This is a genomic window from Granulicella tundricola MP5ACTX9 (assembly GCF_000178975.2).
GTDB classification, from domain to species: Bacteria; Acidobacteriota; Terriglobia; order Terriglobales; family Acidobacteriaceae; genus Edaphobacter; species Edaphobacter tundricola.
The window spans coordinates 4277097-4292438 of record NC_015064.1 but is presented as its reverse complement, the minus strand read 5'-3'; the positions used below and the strand labels follow the sequence as shown (position 1 = coordinate 4292438).

Annotated in this window: 18 protein-coding genes and 1 tRNA gene; 16 read left to right on the top strand and 3 right to left on the bottom strand. The window is 59.7% G+C overall.

Annotated elements, in window-relative coordinates; all coding sequences use genetic code 11:
• Nucleotides 1-8: 8 nt before the first annotated feature.
• Together ACIX9_RS18800 and ACIX9_RS18795 are read left to right on the top strand one after the other, a co-directional pair.
• Nucleotides 9-1373 carry a metal-dependent hydrolase family protein gene (locus ACIX9_RS18800; protein WP_013582079.1) on the top strand — a complete coding sequence of 455 codons (1365 nt, stop codon included), beginning with the start codon at nt 9-11 and terminating at the stop codon, nt 1371-1373.
• Complete coding sequence (locus ACIX9_RS18795) at nt 1370-2098, top strand: methyltransferase family protein (protein ID WP_013582078.1); 729 nt, start codon at nt 1370-1372, stop codon at nt 2096-2098. Before ACIX9_RS18800 ends, ACIX9_RS18795 begins: the two co-directional genes overlap by 4 nt.
• A gap of 37 nt (nt 2099-2135) precedes the next feature.
• Here the strand turns inward: ACIX9_RS18795 and ACIX9_RS18790 are convergent, their stop codons facing one another.
• Both ACIX9_RS18790 and ACIX9_RS18785 read right to left on the bottom strand, forming a co-directional pair.
• Nucleotides 2136-2432: an HU family DNA-binding protein gene (locus tag ACIX9_RS18790; protein WP_013582077.1), complete on the bottom strand. Its 297-nt coding sequence runs from the start codon at nt 2430-2432 to the stop codon at nt 2136-2138.
• Between the two features lie 261 nt (nt 2433-2693).
• Nucleotides 2694-3386, bottom strand: a complete 693-nt coding sequence (locus ACIX9_RS18785) for a DUF2461 domain-containing protein (protein WP_013582076.1) — start codon at nt 3384-3386, stop codon at nt 2694-2696.
• 67 nt (nt 3387-3453) lie between these two features.
• On the opposite strand from ACIX9_RS18785, the gene mnmE reads away from it, so the two are divergent.
• The 14 genes from mnmE (at nt 3454) to ACIX9_RS18715 (ending at nt 14558) form a co-directional block, all read left to right on the top strand.
• Entirely contained in the window at nt 3454-4824 is a 1371-nt protein-coding gene (gene mnmE / locus ACIX9_RS18780) for a tRNA uridine-5-carboxymethylaminomethyl(34) synthesis GTPase MnmE (protein ID WP_013582075.1), read from the top strand.
• A 65-nt stretch (nt 4825-4889) separates the two neighbouring features.
• Nucleotides 4890-4976: transfer RNA gene (locus ACIX9_RS18775), tRNA-Leu, on the top strand.
• Between the two features lie 266 nt (nt 4977-5242).
• Nucleotides 5243-6259 carry a phosphogluconate dehydrogenase (NAD(+)-dependent, decarboxylating) gene (gene gnd, locus ACIX9_RS18770; RefSeq protein WP_013582074.1) on the top strand — a complete coding sequence of 339 codons (1017 nt, stop codon included), beginning with the start codon at nt 5243-5245 and terminating at the stop codon, nt 6257-6259.
• Nucleotides 6260-6276: 17 nt separating this feature from the next.
• Nucleotides 6277-7677 (top strand): glucose-6-phosphate dehydrogenase, encoded by a 1401-nt coding sequence (gene zwf / locus ACIX9_RS18765; RefSeq protein WP_013582073.1) that lies wholly within the window; start codon nt 6277-6279, stop codon nt 7675-7677.
• A 67-nt stretch (nt 7678-7744) separates the two neighbouring features.
• Nucleotides 7745-8125 carry a hypothetical protein gene (locus ACIX9_RS18760; RefSeq protein WP_013582072.1) on the top strand — a complete coding sequence of 127 codons (381 nt, stop codon included), beginning with the start codon at nt 7745-7747 and terminating at the stop codon, nt 8123-8125.
• Between the two features lie 24 nt (nt 8126-8149).
• A complete protein-coding gene (locus ACIX9_RS18755) occupies nt 8150-8650 on the top strand; it encodes an SRPBCC family protein (protein WP_013582071.1) in 501 nt (166 codons plus the stop codon).
• Between the two features lie 31 nt (nt 8651-8681).
• Nucleotides 8682-9593, top strand: coding sequence for an NADP-dependent oxidoreductase (locus ACIX9_RS18750; RefSeq protein ID WP_013582070.1), 912 nt, complete (start codon nt 8682-8684; stop codon nt 9591-9593).
• A gap of 142 nt (nt 9594-9735) precedes the next feature.
• The gene (locus tag ACIX9_RS18745; RefSeq protein WP_013582069.1) at nt 9736-10302 is read left to right on the top strand and encodes a helix-turn-helix domain-containing protein; all 567 of its coding nucleotides are present in this window, start codon (nt 9736-9738) and stop codon (nt 10300-10302) included.
• On the top strand, nt 10299-10850 hold the full coding sequence (locus tag ACIX9_RS18740) for a hypothetical protein (RefSeq protein ID WP_013582068.1): 552 nt from the start codon (nt 10299-10301) through the stop codon (nt 10848-10850). Before ACIX9_RS18745 ends, ACIX9_RS18740 begins: the two co-directional genes overlap by 4 nt.
• 30 nt (nt 10851-10880) lie before the next feature.
• Nucleotides 10881-12353: a flotillin family protein gene (locus ACIX9_RS18735; RefSeq protein WP_013582067.1), complete on the top strand. Its 1473-nt coding sequence runs from the start codon at nt 10881-10883 to the stop codon at nt 12351-12353.
• Nucleotides 12354-12436: 83 nt separating this feature from the next.
• A complete protein-coding gene (locus ACIX9_RS18730) occupies nt 12437-12661 on the top strand; it encodes a hypothetical protein (RefSeq protein WP_013582066.1) in 225 nt (74 codons plus the stop codon).
• Between the two features lie 33 nt (nt 12662-12694).
• Nucleotides 12695-13384 carry a PspA/IM30 family protein gene (locus ACIX9_RS18725; protein WP_013582065.1) on the top strand — a complete coding sequence of 230 codons (690 nt, stop codon included), beginning with the start codon at nt 12695-12697 and terminating at the stop codon, nt 13382-13384.
• 16 nt (nt 13385-13400) lie between these two features.
• Nucleotides 13401-13991 carry a Holliday junction branch migration protein RuvA gene (ruvA, locus tag ACIX9_RS18720; protein WP_013582064.1) on the top strand — a complete coding sequence of 197 codons (591 nt, stop codon included), beginning with the start codon at nt 13401-13403 and terminating at the stop codon, nt 13989-13991.
• A 351-nt stretch (nt 13992-14342) separates the two neighbouring features.
• A complete protein-coding gene (locus ACIX9_RS18715) occupies nt 14343-14558 on the top strand; it encodes a hypothetical protein (protein WP_041597217.1) in 216 nt (71 codons plus the stop codon).
• Here the strand turns inward: ACIX9_RS18715 and ACIX9_RS18710 are convergent.
• Nucleotides 14555-15337, bottom strand: coding sequence for a hypothetical protein (locus ACIX9_RS18710; protein ID WP_013582063.1), 783 nt, complete (start codon nt 15335-15337; stop codon nt 14555-14557). The genes ACIX9_RS18715 and ACIX9_RS18710 overlap by 4 nt on opposite strands.
• Between the last annotated feature and the right edge of the window lie 5 nt (nt 15338-15342).

Genomic DNA, 15342 nt, shown 5'->3' with positions numbered 1-15342 from the left:
GAATTTACATGCGCCCAAAGCTCGCCAGAATCGCCTCCGTAGCCGCGTTTTCCCTGACAATCGCAGCTTCAGCCCAAACCGCGCCCCGGACACTGGTCCGCACCGGCCATCTCCTCAACGTCCACACCGGAGCTGAGCCGGAGGGGTTAACCATCGTGGTCACCGGAGACAAAATAACCGCCATCTCCCCCACGGCCCAGACTCCCGCGCAGGCCGGCGACCGTGAACTGGACCTGACAAAGTACACAGTCCTCCCGGGAATGTTCGACGTCCACGTCCACCTCACCGGCACCACCAACTTCGATCCCTACTTTGAGCTCTCCATGACCCCCGGCAAGGAGGCCATCATCGGCGTAGAAAACGCCAAAACGACCCTGGAAGCCGGCTTCACCAGCGTCCGCAACGTAGGCGCCAACGACTACACGGACGTAGCTCTCCGGGACGAGATCAACCTCGGCCACATCCCCGGCCCGCACATGCAGGTCTCTGGTCCTGCTTTGGGGATTACCGGGGGACACATGGATGAAAACCTCCTGCCCTTCGAGTACCACGTCACCGGCCAGGGCGTAGCCGACGGTATCCCCGCGGTCCAGCAGAAGGTTCGCCAGAACATCAAGTACGGCGCGGATCTCATCAAGATCGGTGCCAGCGGAGGCGTCCTGTCGAAGGGCGACGACCCACAGGCCAGCCAGTACACCCTTGAGGAGATGCAGGCCATCTGCGCCGACGCCCACCGCCTCGGCCGCAAGGTCGCCGCCCACGCCCACGGAGCCCAGGCCATCGCCCTCGCCACCCAGGCCGGCGTCGATTCCATTGAGCACGGCTCCTACATCGACGACGCCAGCATCAAGCTCATGAAGCAACACGGCACCTACCTCGTCCCCACCAGCTACCTCTATGACTGGTACAAGGAAAACGGCAAGCTCCCAGCGTTTTACGCCCAGAAGATGCACGACGTCACCTCCGTCGCCCGCGCCAACCACAAGCGAGCCATCGCCGCCGGCGTCAAGGTCGCCATGGGCACAGACGCGGCCGTTTATCCCCACGGTCTCAACGCGCATGAGTTTGAGGTCTACGTCCGCGACTACGGCATGAGCCCCCTGGCCTCGCTCCAGACCGGCACCCTCAACGCCGCCGACCTTATGGGCTGGACCGATAAAGCCGGCTCCATCGACGTAGGCAAATGGGCAGACGTCATCGCAGTCGAAGGCGACCCCCTCAAGGACATCCGGCTCCTCCAGCACGTCAACTTCGTCATGAAGTCCGGCGTCGTCTACAAGGATGAGTCTGCCCCGGCAGCCGTCGAAAAACTCAACCCCATGGCCGGAAACACCCTCCCCGGAGCGATGGTCGTCTCGGTGCCTGCCCTGTGAAGGCCTCTGCGCTCGAATTCCGACTCCGCTACCTCTTCCACGGCATCGTCTACGTCCTGGCCTTCTGGTCCCCGTGGAACTACGCCCTGCACACTGATCCCACCGGCCCCAACGCCCATGTCTGGGGCGTTCTCTCCGCAGCACTCGCCAAGAACGGCATCCTGAATATCGGCGCTGCGTTCGACCTCCTCCTCGTCATCGGGATCCTCTGCGCCTTCACCGGAGCCGGCCTCCGCACCTGGGGTTCAGCCTATCTCGGCTCAGGCGTAGTACAGGACGGCCGCATGCACGCCGGAGTCGTGGCCGACGGCCCCTACCGCCATCTCCGCAACCCGCTCTACCTCGGAACCTTCATCCACACCTTCGCCCTGGCGCTCCTGATGCCGCAGTCCGGGGCTATCTTCGCCATCCTGGCCATCGGCATCATGCAGATCCGCCTGATCTTCGGGGAAGAAGCCTTTCTGGCTGGCTCATTAGGCGACCCCTACCTGGCCTACAAAGCGCTCGTCCCCCGGCTCCTACCCTCCATCAAGGCAAAAGTAGCCGCGTCCGGACAGCCAGCCCGCTGGGGGCAAGCTTTCCTCGGAGAGATTTATATGTGGGGTGTCGCCGGTTCGTTCGCCTTCGCCGGCTGGCGCTACAACGCGTCCTTACTTACTCAATGCGTCCTGGTCAGCTTGGGCGTCTCACTGCTGACCCGCGCGCTGAAGCCGAACACAAGGTAAAAACCCACGATTCCCCGGGGGAATCGTGGGCGTATGACTACTTCTTGACGGGTGCGATGGTGTCCTTGGCGATCTTGGCGACGCGGAACTTCACGACGGTCTTGGCCTTGATCTTGATGGTCTCACCGGTCTGAGGGTTGCGGCCGAGGCGAGCCTTGCGTTCTGCCTTCACCAGCTTGCCGATACCAGGAATGGTGAACTCGCCATTCTTCTTGGTCTCTTTGACAGCCGTTTCGGCGAGCAGGTCGAGGAAGGCCGCGGTCTGCTTGTTGGTGAGTTCCATCTTTTCTGCCAGTGCGCGGACAAGCGCCGTCTTGGTCATACCCTTTGCCATGTTGTTACTCCTTCGTTCTTCGTTAGAGATGCGCTGCTGTGGAACAAAAGCGTGGTGCGTATCGGAAAAGCCTTTTACCGAGCCCATGGACGATTCAATCGCCTGTAATGACGCGGGTTTCAGGTGCCCAGAGAACCGTACCGCAATCCACCTTCGACTCTTCCGGGAGCTTTGTCAATTGGATTTGGGCGCTTTCCACAGATATTTTCGGGTTTTATCCCTCTTGTCTCCGGTTTTATACCCGTTTAAGTGGAAAAACCGCTAAAAGAGAGGCTTCGACGGGCGGCGAACGAGAGGCGCGTTGAGTAGATCGACAATGGGCGCTGCAGCCTTGAAACGCTTGACGATCTCACCGGTAAGTTTCGGGGTGAGGGCGAGATCGGCCGGAAGCTGGGCGGACACGCCCCACTGACGCTGAAGAATAAGGTCGAGCGCAGGATGATCCGCGGGAAATCCCTTGGGCGCGCGTGTGAGCTTGAGGCCGTCGAACGGCGTCAGGAGTGCTAGGGTCTTTTTTGCGCTGAAGAGGCCGCGAAGCTCCTCGTGGTGGTCAAGTAAATGACGACGGATAGCCAGAAGCTGCTCCCGCTCCGGCATGTACACACCTGCGGCGATGGTGATGTGGGTAGCGTTGATCTCAAAGTAGAAACCGCCGCCGGAGGTCTTCTCCAGGCCCTGGCGAGCCCACCAGGCGGCTACGTTCGTCTTGTAGGGGCGCTTGTCTTTGGCGAAGCGAATATCGCGATAGATGCGCATGAGGGACTTATGCGCGGGGCGGATGAAGTCCGGCGCGAAATCGACGAAGGCCTCATTGATCTGATTGATGAGGTCGAGCATAGGAGCTTTGAGCTCCTGCTCATAAACGGGCTTGCGCTCGTTGAACCATTCACGATCGTTGTTGCGGGCCAGGCCACGGAGGAATTTAAACGCAGCGGGAGAGAAGTGCGCGGACATACCCCGATGGTATGCCTGGCGGCTGTGCAAAGACGGCGACTGGCCGCGCGGAGGTATCCTGAGCGAGATGCAGAATGGAAGCTTCAGGAACGATACGATCGTGGCGATCTCCACGCCGCCGGGGCGAGGCGGGATTGGGGTAGTGCGGCTGTCCGGTGCGGATGCTCGTGCGATCGCCCTGCCGATGCTGCGGCTGAAGCACGCGCTGGAGCCGGGCCGGGTTCGTCTGGCAAAGATCGTAGATCCAGAGTCCGGTGAAGTACTCGATGAAGCCGTGGTGACGCTCTACGAGGCGCCACATTCGTACACGACTGAAGACGTTGTAGAGATTGCGTGTCATAGCTCTCCGGTGCTGCTGGAGGCAGTGCTGCGCGGCTGCGTGCAGGCCGGGGCACGCCTCGCGGAGCCCGGAGAATTCACGCAGCGAGCCTTCCTGTCTGGCCGGCTGGACCTGACGCAGGCCGAAGCGGTCCACGACCTGATTGAAGCAACGACGCTGCACCAGGCAAGGATCGCGGCAGCCCAACTGGGAGGAGCGCTTTCAAAGATCGTGGCTCCAATCAAGCGCAGGCTGGTGGAACTGATTGCAGGGCTGGAAGCCGGAGTGGACTTCGCCGAGGACGATCTGGATCTCATGACGGAAGCCGAGATTGCAGCTCGGATAGAGAGCGTGCGCGATCCTCTGCAGGCGCTGGCGGCTACTTATGACTATGGGCGAATTGTGCGGGAGGGCTTCACGCTGGCGATTGTCGGGCGTCCGAACGCAGGCAAGTCCTCCCTCTTCAATCGTCTGCTGGTGCGGCAGAGAGCGATCGTAACGGATCAGCCAGGCACGACACGGGACGCCATCAGCGAGCGTATGTCCATTGAGGGAATTCCGGTGGAGCTGATCGACACGGCCGGATTGCGTACAGCTCCAGACGGGCCCGAAGGTGAGGCAGAGCGGCAAGGCATTGAGCGGACGAATGTCGCGATGGCGGAGGCGGATCTTGTGCTGCATGTGGTCGATGGCGGCGCACTGACGAAGGACATAGATGAGATTGTGGTGGCTGAGGCAAGGCCTTACTTGAGAGTGCTGAACAAGAGCGATCTGCTGTCGGCTGGCGTTGGCGCAGAGGCATCTGAAGGGGCGATCCGTACGAGCGCGCTGACGGGCGAAGGCATTGAGGAACTCAAGCGGGCAATCGTAATGGCTCTGACGCAAACGGCGACGCCGCCGGAGAGCGCAGTGTTGACCAATGTGCGACAGCATGGGGCAATCATGCAGGCGGTGGATGCCTTGGAAATCGCGGCTGTGGCTGCGCAAGATGGACTGCCGCATGAGTTGTTGCTGCTCGATCTGTATGGAGCGCTGGATGCGCTCGACCGGCTCACAGGCGCGACGAGCGCAGATGAGATTCTGAACCTGATATTTTCTACGTTTTGCATCGGCAAGTAGGCCTGGACAAAGGTGACGCGGAAATGGCTGGGCGGGTGCAAGGAAGCTTGGTAAGATGAGGGTGAGCCGGGATGGCGGAATCGGCAGACGCAGCGGACTCAAAATCCGCCGACCGCAAGGTCGTGGGGGTTCGACCCCCCCTCCCGGCACCAGGATCCTCATGGAGCTACATCGCCTTCGGCCTCTCCCTTCGGAGAGGCCGAAGCTGTTTTGCAGCCACATCCCCCGAAGATCCGTCGAGAACCGCATGGCCGAATGCAGATCAAGCCCGAATCGTTCTCTTGAAACGTTGAGACGGTATGATCCCTTCAGAATCCTTGCGCTGAACTGCTTGGCGCCTTGCCCGCATCAGGTGTCTTTTTCCGGCATCTTACAATGGATGAACAGTTAACGATCTGCAACAACGAAGGAGTGAATCATGCAACTCGCAATGGTCGGTCTTGGAAGGATGGGAGCCAATATGGTTCGCCGTCTTGCCGCAAATGGTCACGAATGCGTCGTGTTCGACATGTCGCCAAAGGCAGTGGAGGATCTTGCGAAGACGGATGGAGTGACAGGTTCAACCTCCATGGAAGATATGCTGAGCAAGCTTTCCAAGCCGCGGGCGATCTGGCTGATGGTGCCGGCCGGCGTCGTGGATAAGACGATCGAACAGTTGGAGCCGCATCTTGAAGCGGGCGACATTCTGATCGATGGCGGAAACTCCTATTACATCGACGACATTCGCCACGCCAAGCGCGTGGCCGAGAAGAAGATCGAGTTTGTCGATGTAGGCACCAGCGGCGGAGTATGGGGACTGGAGCGCGGGTATTGCATGATGATCGGCGGCTCCGATAAGACCGTCGAGTATCTCGACCCAATCTTCAAAACCTTGGCTCCGGGTATTGGAACCATCGACCGTACGCCAGGTCGCCCTGAGAACAAGGGCACAGCAGAGTTGGGCTATCTGCACTGCGGTCCAAACGGAGCAGGCCACTTCGTCAAGATGGTGCACAACGGCATCGAGTACGGCATGATGGCTGCTTACGCAGAGGGACTCGGCGTTTTGAAGGCTGCAAACGTTGGCAAGCACGCGGGTGAGATCGACGCGGAGACTACCCCCCTTCGTGATCCGGAACACTACATGTTTGATATGGACATTCCGGAGATCACTGAGGTCTGGCGGCGCGGCAGCGTGGTCGCATCATGGCTGCTGGATCTGACCGCAGGTACGCTGGCTCAGGATCCGGAGCTGAGTAAGTTTGGCGGCCGGGTCTCCGACTCTGGCGAAGGGCGCTGGACGATCAAGGCTGCAATCGACGAAGGAGTCCCCACGCCTGTACTCACTGCGTCGCTCTACTCGCGTTTCAGTTCGCGCGGTGAGGCGGAATACTCCAACAAGCTCCTCTCCGCAATGCGCTATGCGTTCGGCGGCCATCTCGAGAAGAAGTCGTAAAAACGCAGGAGCGATCCATGTCCCAGGTTCATTCCGACGCTCTCGTCTTCTTCGGCGCCACGGGAGATCTTGCTTACAAGAAGATCTTCCCGGCGCTGCAGTCGATGATCAAGCGCGGCACCCTCAACGTTCCCGTCATCGGTGTTGCCAAGGCGGGCTGGAATCTCGATCAACTGAAAGACCGCGCCAAGGACAGCCTGGAGAAGCATGGCGGGCTCGACCAGGGGGCATGGGAGAAGCTGAGTTCCCTGCTCCATTACGTCGACGGCGATTATGAAGATCCAGCCACGTTTACAGCGGTACGGAAGGAACTTGGCGATGCCAAGAATCCGGCGCATTATCTGGCGATCCCTCCGTCACTGTTCGAGAAGGTCGTCGAACAATTGGTGAAGTCCGGCAACGCTGAAGGCGCGCGCATGATCGTGGAGAAGCCGTTCGGACACGATCTGGCTTCCGCGCAGGAGTTGAATCGAATTCTCCTCTCGGCCTTTCCTGAGACCTCAATCTTTCGTATCGACCACTATCTCGCCAAGGGACCCGTCTACAACATGGTCTCGTTCCGCTTCTCGAACTCATTCCTTGAGCCGCTCTGGAACCGGAACTACGTTGAGAGCGTTCAGGTCACGATGGCGGAGGACTTCGGCATCCAGGGGCGCGGGTCGTTCTATGACCAAACGGGCACGATCCGGGACGTGATCCAGAATCATGTGTTTCAGGTGATGTGCAATCTCGCAATGGAGCCTGCGGCAGCAGGCGATAGCGAGTCCGTCCGCGATGAGAAGGTCAAGGTACTGAAGGCAATTGCACCCATCACGCCGGATAATCTCGTTCGCGGGCAGTTCCGCGGGTATCTGGATGAAAAGGGTGTAGCCCCGGACTCCAAGGTAGAGACCTATGCGGCCTTGCGGCTGCAGGTGAAGTCGTGGCGTTGGGATGGTGTGCCATTCTTTATTCGCGCAGGCAAGAATCTTCCGATCACCTGCACTGAGGTTATGGTGAGATTGCGTAAGCCTCCTGCAACGAACTCCAGCAGCGGCGATCCCGCACAGAACTACATTCGTTTCAGGATTAGCCCTGAGACGACCGTCGCGTTGGCAGTTTCGGTCTCTTCTCCAACTGGTACAGGCAAGCGTGGTGAAGTTGAACTGGTTGCAAGCCGGCATCCCGAACCCAGCGAGATGGAAGCGTATGAGCGAGTGCTTACCGATGCCATGGCAGGGGACGCTACCCTCTTCGCTCGTCAGGACTACGTAGAAGAGGCTTGGAGAATCGTCGACCCGGTGCTGAACACCGATACGCCTGTCTCTGTCTACGAACCGCATACATGGGGTCCGGAAGGGCCGGAGAATGTCATCCCTCCGGGCGGATGGGATTCGCCGCAGCCGGAGCAAGGGGACAACTTCCGGCTCATCGGCTGATCATGCCGTGATCTGCTTTGTACCAGGTTCTTGCATCTCACAAACCAGGTAAGTGAGGAGCAAGGGAATGGCAAAGCAGATCTTAGGAACGTTTCAAAGCCGCAACGCGGCGGACTCAGTCAAAGACGCTTTCATCAAGGACGGCTTCAATGCGGCCGACCTGATCGTAATGGCGAACCGCGAGACTTCGGACCCGCCAGAGGATGCAAAGCTTGAAGTTGGGGCTGAAGGTGAGCCGGGCTTTGAAGGCTTTGAAGAGAAGCTTGGAAAGGCCGTGCTTCAGGTCTTCCACAAGGAAGAGACGATCGAAGGCGATGGCTTTGAGGGTGAAGGCAAGGGCGGCGCACTGCTCGGCATCACGCTGCAGAATGACGACGATGAGGCACGTGTCCGGGCGTTGCTGGAAAGACACTTTGCCAGCGATATCGAAGTCGCCCAACCAGATTAACCCTGTTCCCTGAGGTGCCTGTACATGTTTCGACTGAAGGAGAGCGTTCACGTTAATGCTCCGATGGATCGGTGCTTTCTGCTCTCCACCAGTATTGAACTGGTGCAAAAAACAATCGGTCTAAAGCCAGTCGAAGGCAAGACCAAAGGGCTCATCGTATCTGGCGATCAGTTGATCTGGCGGGGATGGAAGTTCGGCATTCCCGCCATGCACGAGACCTTGATCACGGGCTACGACAGGCCCGCCTTCTTTCAGGACACGATGGGCCGTGGCCGGTTCAGCTTCTTTCAGCATGATCATCACTTCGCTGAGATGAACGGTTGCACGACGATGTGGGATATCGTGCGCTTTTCCATGCCGTTAGGCATGCCGGGGAAGCTTGTGGGCAAGCACATCGTCGTCCCGCATGTTTTGAAACTGATGCTCCAGCGATTTGAACTACTCAAGCACATCGCAGAAGGTTCTGACTGGGAGAGGTATCTGGTCGCTGCGCCGGCTTCAACGGAGTCGACATCGGGCGCATAGTGAGCATCTTACTTCGGGTGAGGTGTCAGCGATGAAAGCTGTTGTGTTGCACAAGTACGGCGGTCCAGACGAACTGAAGGTGGAAGAGTGGGATGACCCGGTAGCGGGTGAGGGTCAGGTTCTGATCAAGATCTCCTCCGTCAGCATCAATCCCATTGACTGGAAGATGCGCTCCGGCGAAGCGAAGCAGCGGTTTCCGGTCGAGTTCCCCGGCATCATCGGGCGCGATGTCTCAGGCATCGTGCGAGCGGTGGGTGCAGGGGTAGAGAACTTCCTTCCCGGCGATAAGGTCTTCACCTTTGCGGATCACACCTACGCGGAACTCTGCGTAGTAAAGGCGAGTGACCTGGCAAAGATTTCAGAAGGTCTGGATGTAGTAAAGGCCGGCGCGCTTCCTCTGGTCCTGCTAACCGGAACCCAGTTGATCCGGCTTGGAGCAAAGATTCAGAGCGGCCAGACGGTGCTGGTCACGGGAGCGCTTGGAGCCGTTGGGCGCACGGCGGTCTATGTGGCCAGGAAGGCTGGGGCGCATGTGATCGCAGGCGTGCGCAAGAGCCAGTTGGATGAGGCGAAGAAGATCGGCGCAGATGAAGTCATCGCACTGGACGACAGTGATGCTGTTGCGAAGCTTGGCTTCCTTGATGCGATTGCCGATACGGTGGGCGGAGAGACGGCGCAGACTCTCATCGGCAAGGTGAAGCAGGGTGGTATCTTCGCCACGGTGACCGGTCCTCCTCAAAACGCGTCCCAACATCCCACCGTGCAGATCGGAGCGGTAAAGGCAGTGCCGAATCCCGAGCAACTCGTTGAACTTGCAGAGGACGTCCTGGCCGGCAAGCTGGAGATTCCAATCGACCGCATGATCCCGCTGGAGGACGCTGGAAAAGGGCAGGCAGCCGCTGAAAAGGGCGGGCTTGGAGGAAAGATTCTGCTGATTCCTTAGAACACTTCCATCGCTCCCGAAAGGCCCGGATGATCTCCGGGCCTTTCTTTATTTAAATCACTTGCTCATTATTGCAATCCGCAATACAATTATCACGAATCGCAATACATCGCAATACGGGGCAGTGGTGCTCCGAGCTGTCATGAAACTGTCAGACAAAATCCGTTATCTTCGCGAGGTGGAAGGGTCGCTGCGCGGCCTGAACCGGGCCATGACCCAGCAGGAGCTGGTGCGGGCAATCGCTGAGGATTCTGCGAGCGGTACGATCTCCCAGTCTTACCTTTCGCAGATCGAATCTGGGGCACGTCCTCACCTCACCAATACGACACGGCTGTTGCTGGCGCGGTTCTTCAAGGTCCACCCGGGCTACCTGGTGGAAGACCCTGAGGACTACCAGGCGGAGTTCCGGACGGCGGAGCTTGCGCAGCGGCAGTCCGAGGACAAGCTCGACCTGTGGCTCATCGCCGGAGCCGAGCGCTTCGGCAAGGCCGACCCAAAGCTCTGCCGAGCGCTGTTGACGTTGGCTCAGCATGAGGACTCCCGGCGCTGCCTCCTGTTGATGGAGTCGATTCTGGAGACACCGGCGCTGATCGACAGGCTCTACCAGGTCTTGAATCCGTCAGAGGCAGTTCTAGCCGCTGAACTGCAGCCAACAAAAGCGGAGAAGGAAAAGAAGAGCGGCAAGAAGAAACGGAAGGCTAAAAAGTGATCACTCTTTATCTCATCTGCTTTGTTCTGGGGCTGGTGTTGACGCTGTTCGCGGCGTTCTCAGGGGCTGGCCACTTGCACATCGGCCACCTTCATCTTCACCCGCACCTCCATGCCAAGCCCGCAGCTCACGTATCTGCGTTCAACGGTTTCACGCTGCCGGCTTTTCTGTGCTGGTTCGGTGCGGCCGGATATCTGCTGGATCGCTACAGCTCGGTGGTTTCAGCGGTCGTTCTTCTGGCTGCTGTGGCGGCCGGCCTCCTGGGCGCTTCGATTCTGTACGTCGTTCTATTCAAGCTTCTCCTTCCGCGTGAACGTGTCCTGTCTCCTGAAGACACGCGCATGGAAGGAACGCTCGCACGCGTCTCTGACGCGATCCGTGCCGGGGACGGTACGGGCGAGATTCTGTTCTCCCAGACTGGGGCTCGTCGCGCAGCGGCGGCACGCAGCGAGGATGGCGCACCCATCCCGCGCGGCACGGAGGTCGTCGTCCTGCGTTATGAGCGCGGCATCGCCTACATCCGCCCGTTGCACGAGCTCTCCAACTAACCCTCTAACCCGTTCCTTGAAAGGGACACCATGCACTCCCTGATCGTTCCTATTGTTGGGCTTTCCGTCGCTGTCATCATCATCCTGCTTGTGTCCATCGGCCGCATGTTCCGCAAGGCTGCGCCGAACCAGGCCATCATTGTCTATGGCTTTCGTAAGCCACGCGTCATCAAGTCCGGCGCAGCCGTTATCTTCCCTGTCGTCGAGACCTACCGCGAGCTGTCGCTCGAGCTGATGAGCTTCGACGTCGCGCCGCAGCAGGACCTCTACACCAAGCAAGGTGTCGCGGTGACCGTTGAAGCTGTCGCGCAGATCAAGGTTCGTTCCGATGAGGAGTCGATTCTCACCGCTGCCGAGCAGTTTCTCTCAAAGACTGCGACGGAGCGTGAGGGCCTCATCCGCCTGGTGATGGAAGGTCATCTCCGCGGCATCATCGGCCAGTTGACGGTGGAGCAGATCGTCAAGGAGCCGGAGATGGTAGCGGAGCGTATGCGTGCCACCTGCATGGATGACATGAGCAAGATGGGCCTCGAGGTCATCTCGTTTACCATCCGTGAGGTTCGCGATAAGAACGAGTACATCACCAACATGGGCCGGCCCGACGTCGCACGCATCAAGCGTGACGCCGAGATCGCATCGGCTGAAGCCGAGCGCGACACTGCCATCCGTCGTGCCAACGCACTGCGCGAGGCTGCCATCGCCAAGGCTGCCAGCGATCAGGATCGTGTGATCGCGGAGACGGCGTCCCTGGGTAAGCAGGCTGAGGCGCAGCGCGACCTCGACATCCAGAAGGCGCAGTACACCGAGCAGAGCCGCCGTCAGGAGGCGCAGGCCGATAAGGCTTACGAGCTTCAGACCAACGTCATGCAGCAGCAGGTCGTCGCCGAACAGGTCAAGGTCCAGCAGATCGAAAAGGAACAGCAGATCAAGGTGCAGCAGGCCGAGATCCTGCGTCACGAGGCTGAGCTGACCTCTACCGTCCTGAAGGGCTCTGAGATCGAGGCTCGCCGTATTCAAAACATTGCTGCCGCCGAGAAGGCTCGCATCACCATCGAGGCGGAGGGCCGTGCGGCGGCTACGCGTGCGGCTGGTGAGGCGCAGGCTGCGGTGACTCGTCTGCAAGGTGAGGCGGAGGCCGACATCATCTTCCAGAAGGGCAATGCCGAGGCCAAGGCGATGAACGTCAAGGCGGAGGCGTACCAGGAGTGGTCGCAGGCTGCGGTCGTCGACAAGCTCATCACCAACATGGCGGATGTTGTGCGTGCCATGGCTGAGCCACTGGCGAACGTGGACAAGATCACCATCGTGTCTACGGGCTCCGACGATCAGACCGGGGCGAGCAAGATCACAGGCGATATGACTCGGATCGCGGCCCAGGTGCCGGCGCTGTTCGAGGCTCTGAGCGGTATGAAGATGAGCGACCTGATGTCGAACGTGAAGGCCATGAAGCCGCGTGACAGCAGCAAGGACATCGACGCCGACACCGAGAAGAAGTCCAGCTAACTCACAACGAGCCCACGCACTGCTTTCAAGCGGCGCGTGGGCTCCTACCAACCTCTAACCAGTTCCCCTGCGAGGGTTCTTCAATGTTCACGCTTCTCTTCATCGTGCTTCCTATCCTCCTTGTGATTCACGTCGTTCGTTTGTTTACTCGTCCGTTCCGTTACCGCAGTTACCGGCAACCGTTCGGTTACGGCGGCTACGGGAACTACGGCGGTTATGGCCGTCGCCGTCACGGTCTTGGCGGTTCCCTGTTCTCGATCCTGGCGCTTGTGGCGCTGGACCGTATCTTCACCGGGCGGCGCTTCTAAGGGCTGCCCTGTTCTACCCGAAAGGATGTTGCCATGGCTCTCCTCGAACGTGTTTCTACTCTGCTGCGTGCGAATCTGAACGACCTGCTGGACAAGGCCGAAGATCCTGAGAAGCTGTCGAAGCAGATCGTGCTCGACATGGAAAATCAACTGCTCCAGGTGAAGACCCAGGTGGCAGTGGCTATTGCCGACCAGCACCGGCTGGGCAAGCAGCAGCAGGAGCATGAGGCCCAGGCGGCCGAGTGGCGCCGCAAGGCCGAGCTCGCGGTGGGCAAGCAGCAGGACGACCTGGCGCGTGCGGCGCTGGAGCGTTCGCTCTCCCACCAGAAGCTGGGGGAGGGCTTTGCGCAGCAGCATACGGATCAGACGGCCGAGGCCGATACGCTGCGGTCTGCGTACTCCAAGCTGCAGGGCAAGCTGACCGAGACCAAGGCTCGGATCGAGCTGCTGCTGGCTCAGCATCGGCGGAATAAAGCGCTGGCGAAGTCTGATCCGGGGCAGGCGCTGCTTTCGGCGGGCGAGCGGGCAGCTCGGCTGGAGCGGCTGAATGCTACCGTTGCTGCGGGTGAGCTGACGGCTTCGACCAACCGGACGGTTCGGGCGATTGCGGGCAGCGATACGCTGGAGGACCGGTTCCAGTCACTGGAGCAGGAGGACCAGATTGAGGCTCTGCTGCTGGAGCTGAAGGAGAACCACCCTCGTCTGAGCAACGGCACCAACTGAGTTCTACAATTCAGGGATGATTGCTCATCTGCGCGGGTTGCTGCTTTTCAAGTCTACAAACCAGGCTGTTGTGGAGTGCGGGGGCGTGGGATACGACGTGGCCATCTCGGTCGCGACGTACTCCGCGCTGCCGCGCGAGGGGGCGGAGGCTAAGCTGTTTATCTTCACCAAGGTGGCGGAAGAGCAGCTTGCGCTGTTTGGGTTCTCGGACCGGCAGGAGAAGAGCCTGTTCGAGAAGCTGTTGACGATTACCGGCATCGGGCCGAAGCTGGCGATTACGGTTTTGAGCGGCATTGCGGCGGACCGGTTGGTGACGGCGATCCGGGGTGGGGATCACGACACGCTGGTGAAGATTCCGGGCATCGGCAAGAAGACCGCCGAGCGGGTGGTACTGGAGCTCAAAGACAAGCTGGACGACATGGCCACAGCCCCAGTGGCGGCGGTGCAGAGTCATGGGCCGGCTGGGGACGATGTGCTTTCGGCGCTGGTGAACCTGGGGTATGCGAGGCCGCAGGCGCAGAAGGCCATCGAGATGGCGTTGCGTGATCCGGGTGCTGCGGGGAGCTTTGAGGTGCTGTTCCGGGCGGCTATGAATCACATCCGGTAGGTACCCCCCCTCCCCCCCTGAAGTAGGCAAAGTCTTCAAAGGAAATGAGTTAGGTCTGGACTGGCTTGTAAGGCTTCTGTTTAAAAGGGATTAGAGGTTGGCTCACGACGGTGGTTCGTCCTGATTTTTCTCTTCTTCTATTTTACCAAGGTGAGTGGGGTAAATACGCCATTTATTTTTGGGGTGGAAGTGGTTTTGAATGTTGGGGTTAGCTCAGATTTTTGGGCGGTGGGGTATTGACACGTGAGTTTTGGGGTGTTGTCGCGGAAAATAGTTGTAAAGCTTTGATAGTAGATGCTTTACGGGATCGATTATTGGCTGCACTTACGGTAACTTGGAACGGCAAGAGCAATGGCAACAATAGCTACGGAGATTCTCCGCTTCGCGCAGAATGACAGACCAGAACAAACAACGGCAACTGCAAATGCAGCTAAGGAGATTCTTCGCTGCGCTCAGAATGACGGTCGTGAGGGGTTGATGGTTGTTATCTGGGTGACGGTCGTGGCGGGGTTTTCTTCCAGCTGTCAGCTTCCAGCCGTGAGCTTCCAGCTTTTTGTTGCCTTCTAGGCGCGGCGGCGGTAGCGGATGGAGAACTCGTAGTCCTTGTTGGGGGGGAAGAGTTTGGCTACCAGCTTGAGGCGTTCGGCGAGGGCGGTAGGGGCTAGGAGGGGGTACTCGCGCTCGCGGAGTTCGGAGTAGTCGAAGTCGACTGCCAGGGAGAGTTGGTAGATCGCCAAGGCGTCCGAGAAGGCGGCTTCGGAGAACTCAAGCTTGGCCTTTTCGTCGGGATGGTTGCGGTCCGCCAGCGCGGCGGTGCGGCTCTCCCAGGAGTCCTGGCTGGTTTCTCCGCGGATGTCTGCGATGGCCTGGGCCCAGATGAGGTCGGTGAACTCGGCGGGAACGCCGGCGGCGTCGACGAAGGCGTGGCCGACGTTGATGAAGAACTCGAAGGAGAGGGCGAAGCGATCGTTGAGGAGGCGGACGGAGATGAAGACGCCTTCGCGGGCGGAGCCGTCGGGCGCGCTGGGGAGGGTGACGTTGCGGTGGCAGATGGCCTCGTCGCCGAGGGCCGCGGTGTAGATGGGCGAGACGAGGGTCTCTTCTGTGCCGCGGTGGCCGTCGCGGCGAGGCTCTGCGAGGGCGAGGGGGACGAAGTAGTAGGACTTGTCCTTGAGGGCCGCGGCGATGGGCGCGGGCACGGCCTGGACGAGGCGGGCGAGGTCGGTTTCGACCAGTTGGGTTTCGCCTGCGTGTGCGTATACGATTCCGTTTGCCGCGTGCTGCAGCGTCATTGCCTGCGCTGCGTCTGTTGCCTTGACCAAACCGCTTTGTCCAACCTCTGCCATAAGGA

Excerpts from the sequence above, each read along its gene's own strand:
- ACIX9_RS18710 (WP_013582063.1), bottom strand. The coding sequence starts at position 15,337 with ATGGCAGAGGTTGGACAAAGCGGTTTGGTCAAGGCAACAGACGCAGCG.
- ACIX9_RS18745 (WP_013582069.1), top strand. The coding sequence starts at position 9,736 with ATGAAACTGTCAGACAAAATCCGTTATCTTCGCGAGGTGGAAGGGTCG.
- gnd (WP_013582074.1), top strand. The coding sequence starts at position 5,243 with ATGCAACTCGCAATGGTCGGTCTTGGAAGGATGGGAGCCAATATGGTT.
- ACIX9_RS18800 (WP_013582079.1), top strand. The coding sequence starts at position 9 with ATGCGCCCAAAGCTCGCCAGAATCGCCTCCGTAGCCGCGTTTTCCCTG.
- ACIX9_RS18785 (WP_013582076.1), bottom strand. The coding sequence starts at position 3,386 with ATGTCCGCGCACTTCTCTCCCGCTGCGTTTAAATTCCTCCGTGGCCTG.
- ACIX9_RS18725 (WP_013582065.1), top strand. The coding sequence starts at position 12,695 with ATGGCTCTCCTCGAACGTGTTTCTACTCTGCTGCGTGCGAATCTGAAC.
- ruvA (WP_013582064.1), top strand. The coding sequence starts at position 13,401 with ATGATTGCTCATCTGCGCGGGTTGCTGCTTTTCAAGTCTACAAACCAG.
- zwf (WP_013582073.1), top strand. The coding sequence starts at position 6,277 with ATGTCCCAGGTTCATTCCGACGCTCTCGTCTTCTTCGGCGCCACGGGA.
- ACIX9_RS18750 (WP_013582070.1), top strand. The coding sequence starts at position 8,682 with ATGAAAGCTGTTGTGTTGCACAAGTACGGCGGTCCAGACGAACTGAAG.
- ACIX9_RS18735 (WP_013582067.1), top strand. The coding sequence starts at position 10,881 with ATGCACTCCCTGATCGTTCCTATTGTTGGGCTTTCCGTCGCTGTCATC.
- ACIX9_RS18715 (WP_041597217.1), top strand. The coding sequence starts at position 14,343 with ATGGCAACAATAGCTACGGAGATTCTCCGCTTCGCGCAGAATGACAGA.
- ACIX9_RS18760 (WP_013582072.1), top strand. The coding sequence starts at position 7,745 with ATGGCAAAGCAGATCTTAGGAACGTTTCAAAGCCGCAACGCGGCGGAC.
- ACIX9_RS18790 (WP_013582077.1), bottom strand. The coding sequence starts at position 2,432 with ATGGCAAAGGGTATGACCAAGACGGCGCTTGTCCGCGCACTGGCAGAA.
- ACIX9_RS18755 (WP_013582071.1), top strand. The coding sequence starts at position 8,150 with ATGTTTCGACTGAAGGAGAGCGTTCACGTTAATGCTCCGATGGATCGG.
- mnmE (WP_013582075.1), top strand. The coding sequence starts at position 3,454 with ATGCAGAATGGAAGCTTCAGGAACGATACGATCGTGGCGATCTCCACG.
- ACIX9_RS18730 (WP_013582066.1), top strand. The coding sequence starts at position 12,437 with ATGTTCACGCTTCTCTTCATCGTGCTTCCTATCCTCCTTGTGATTCAC.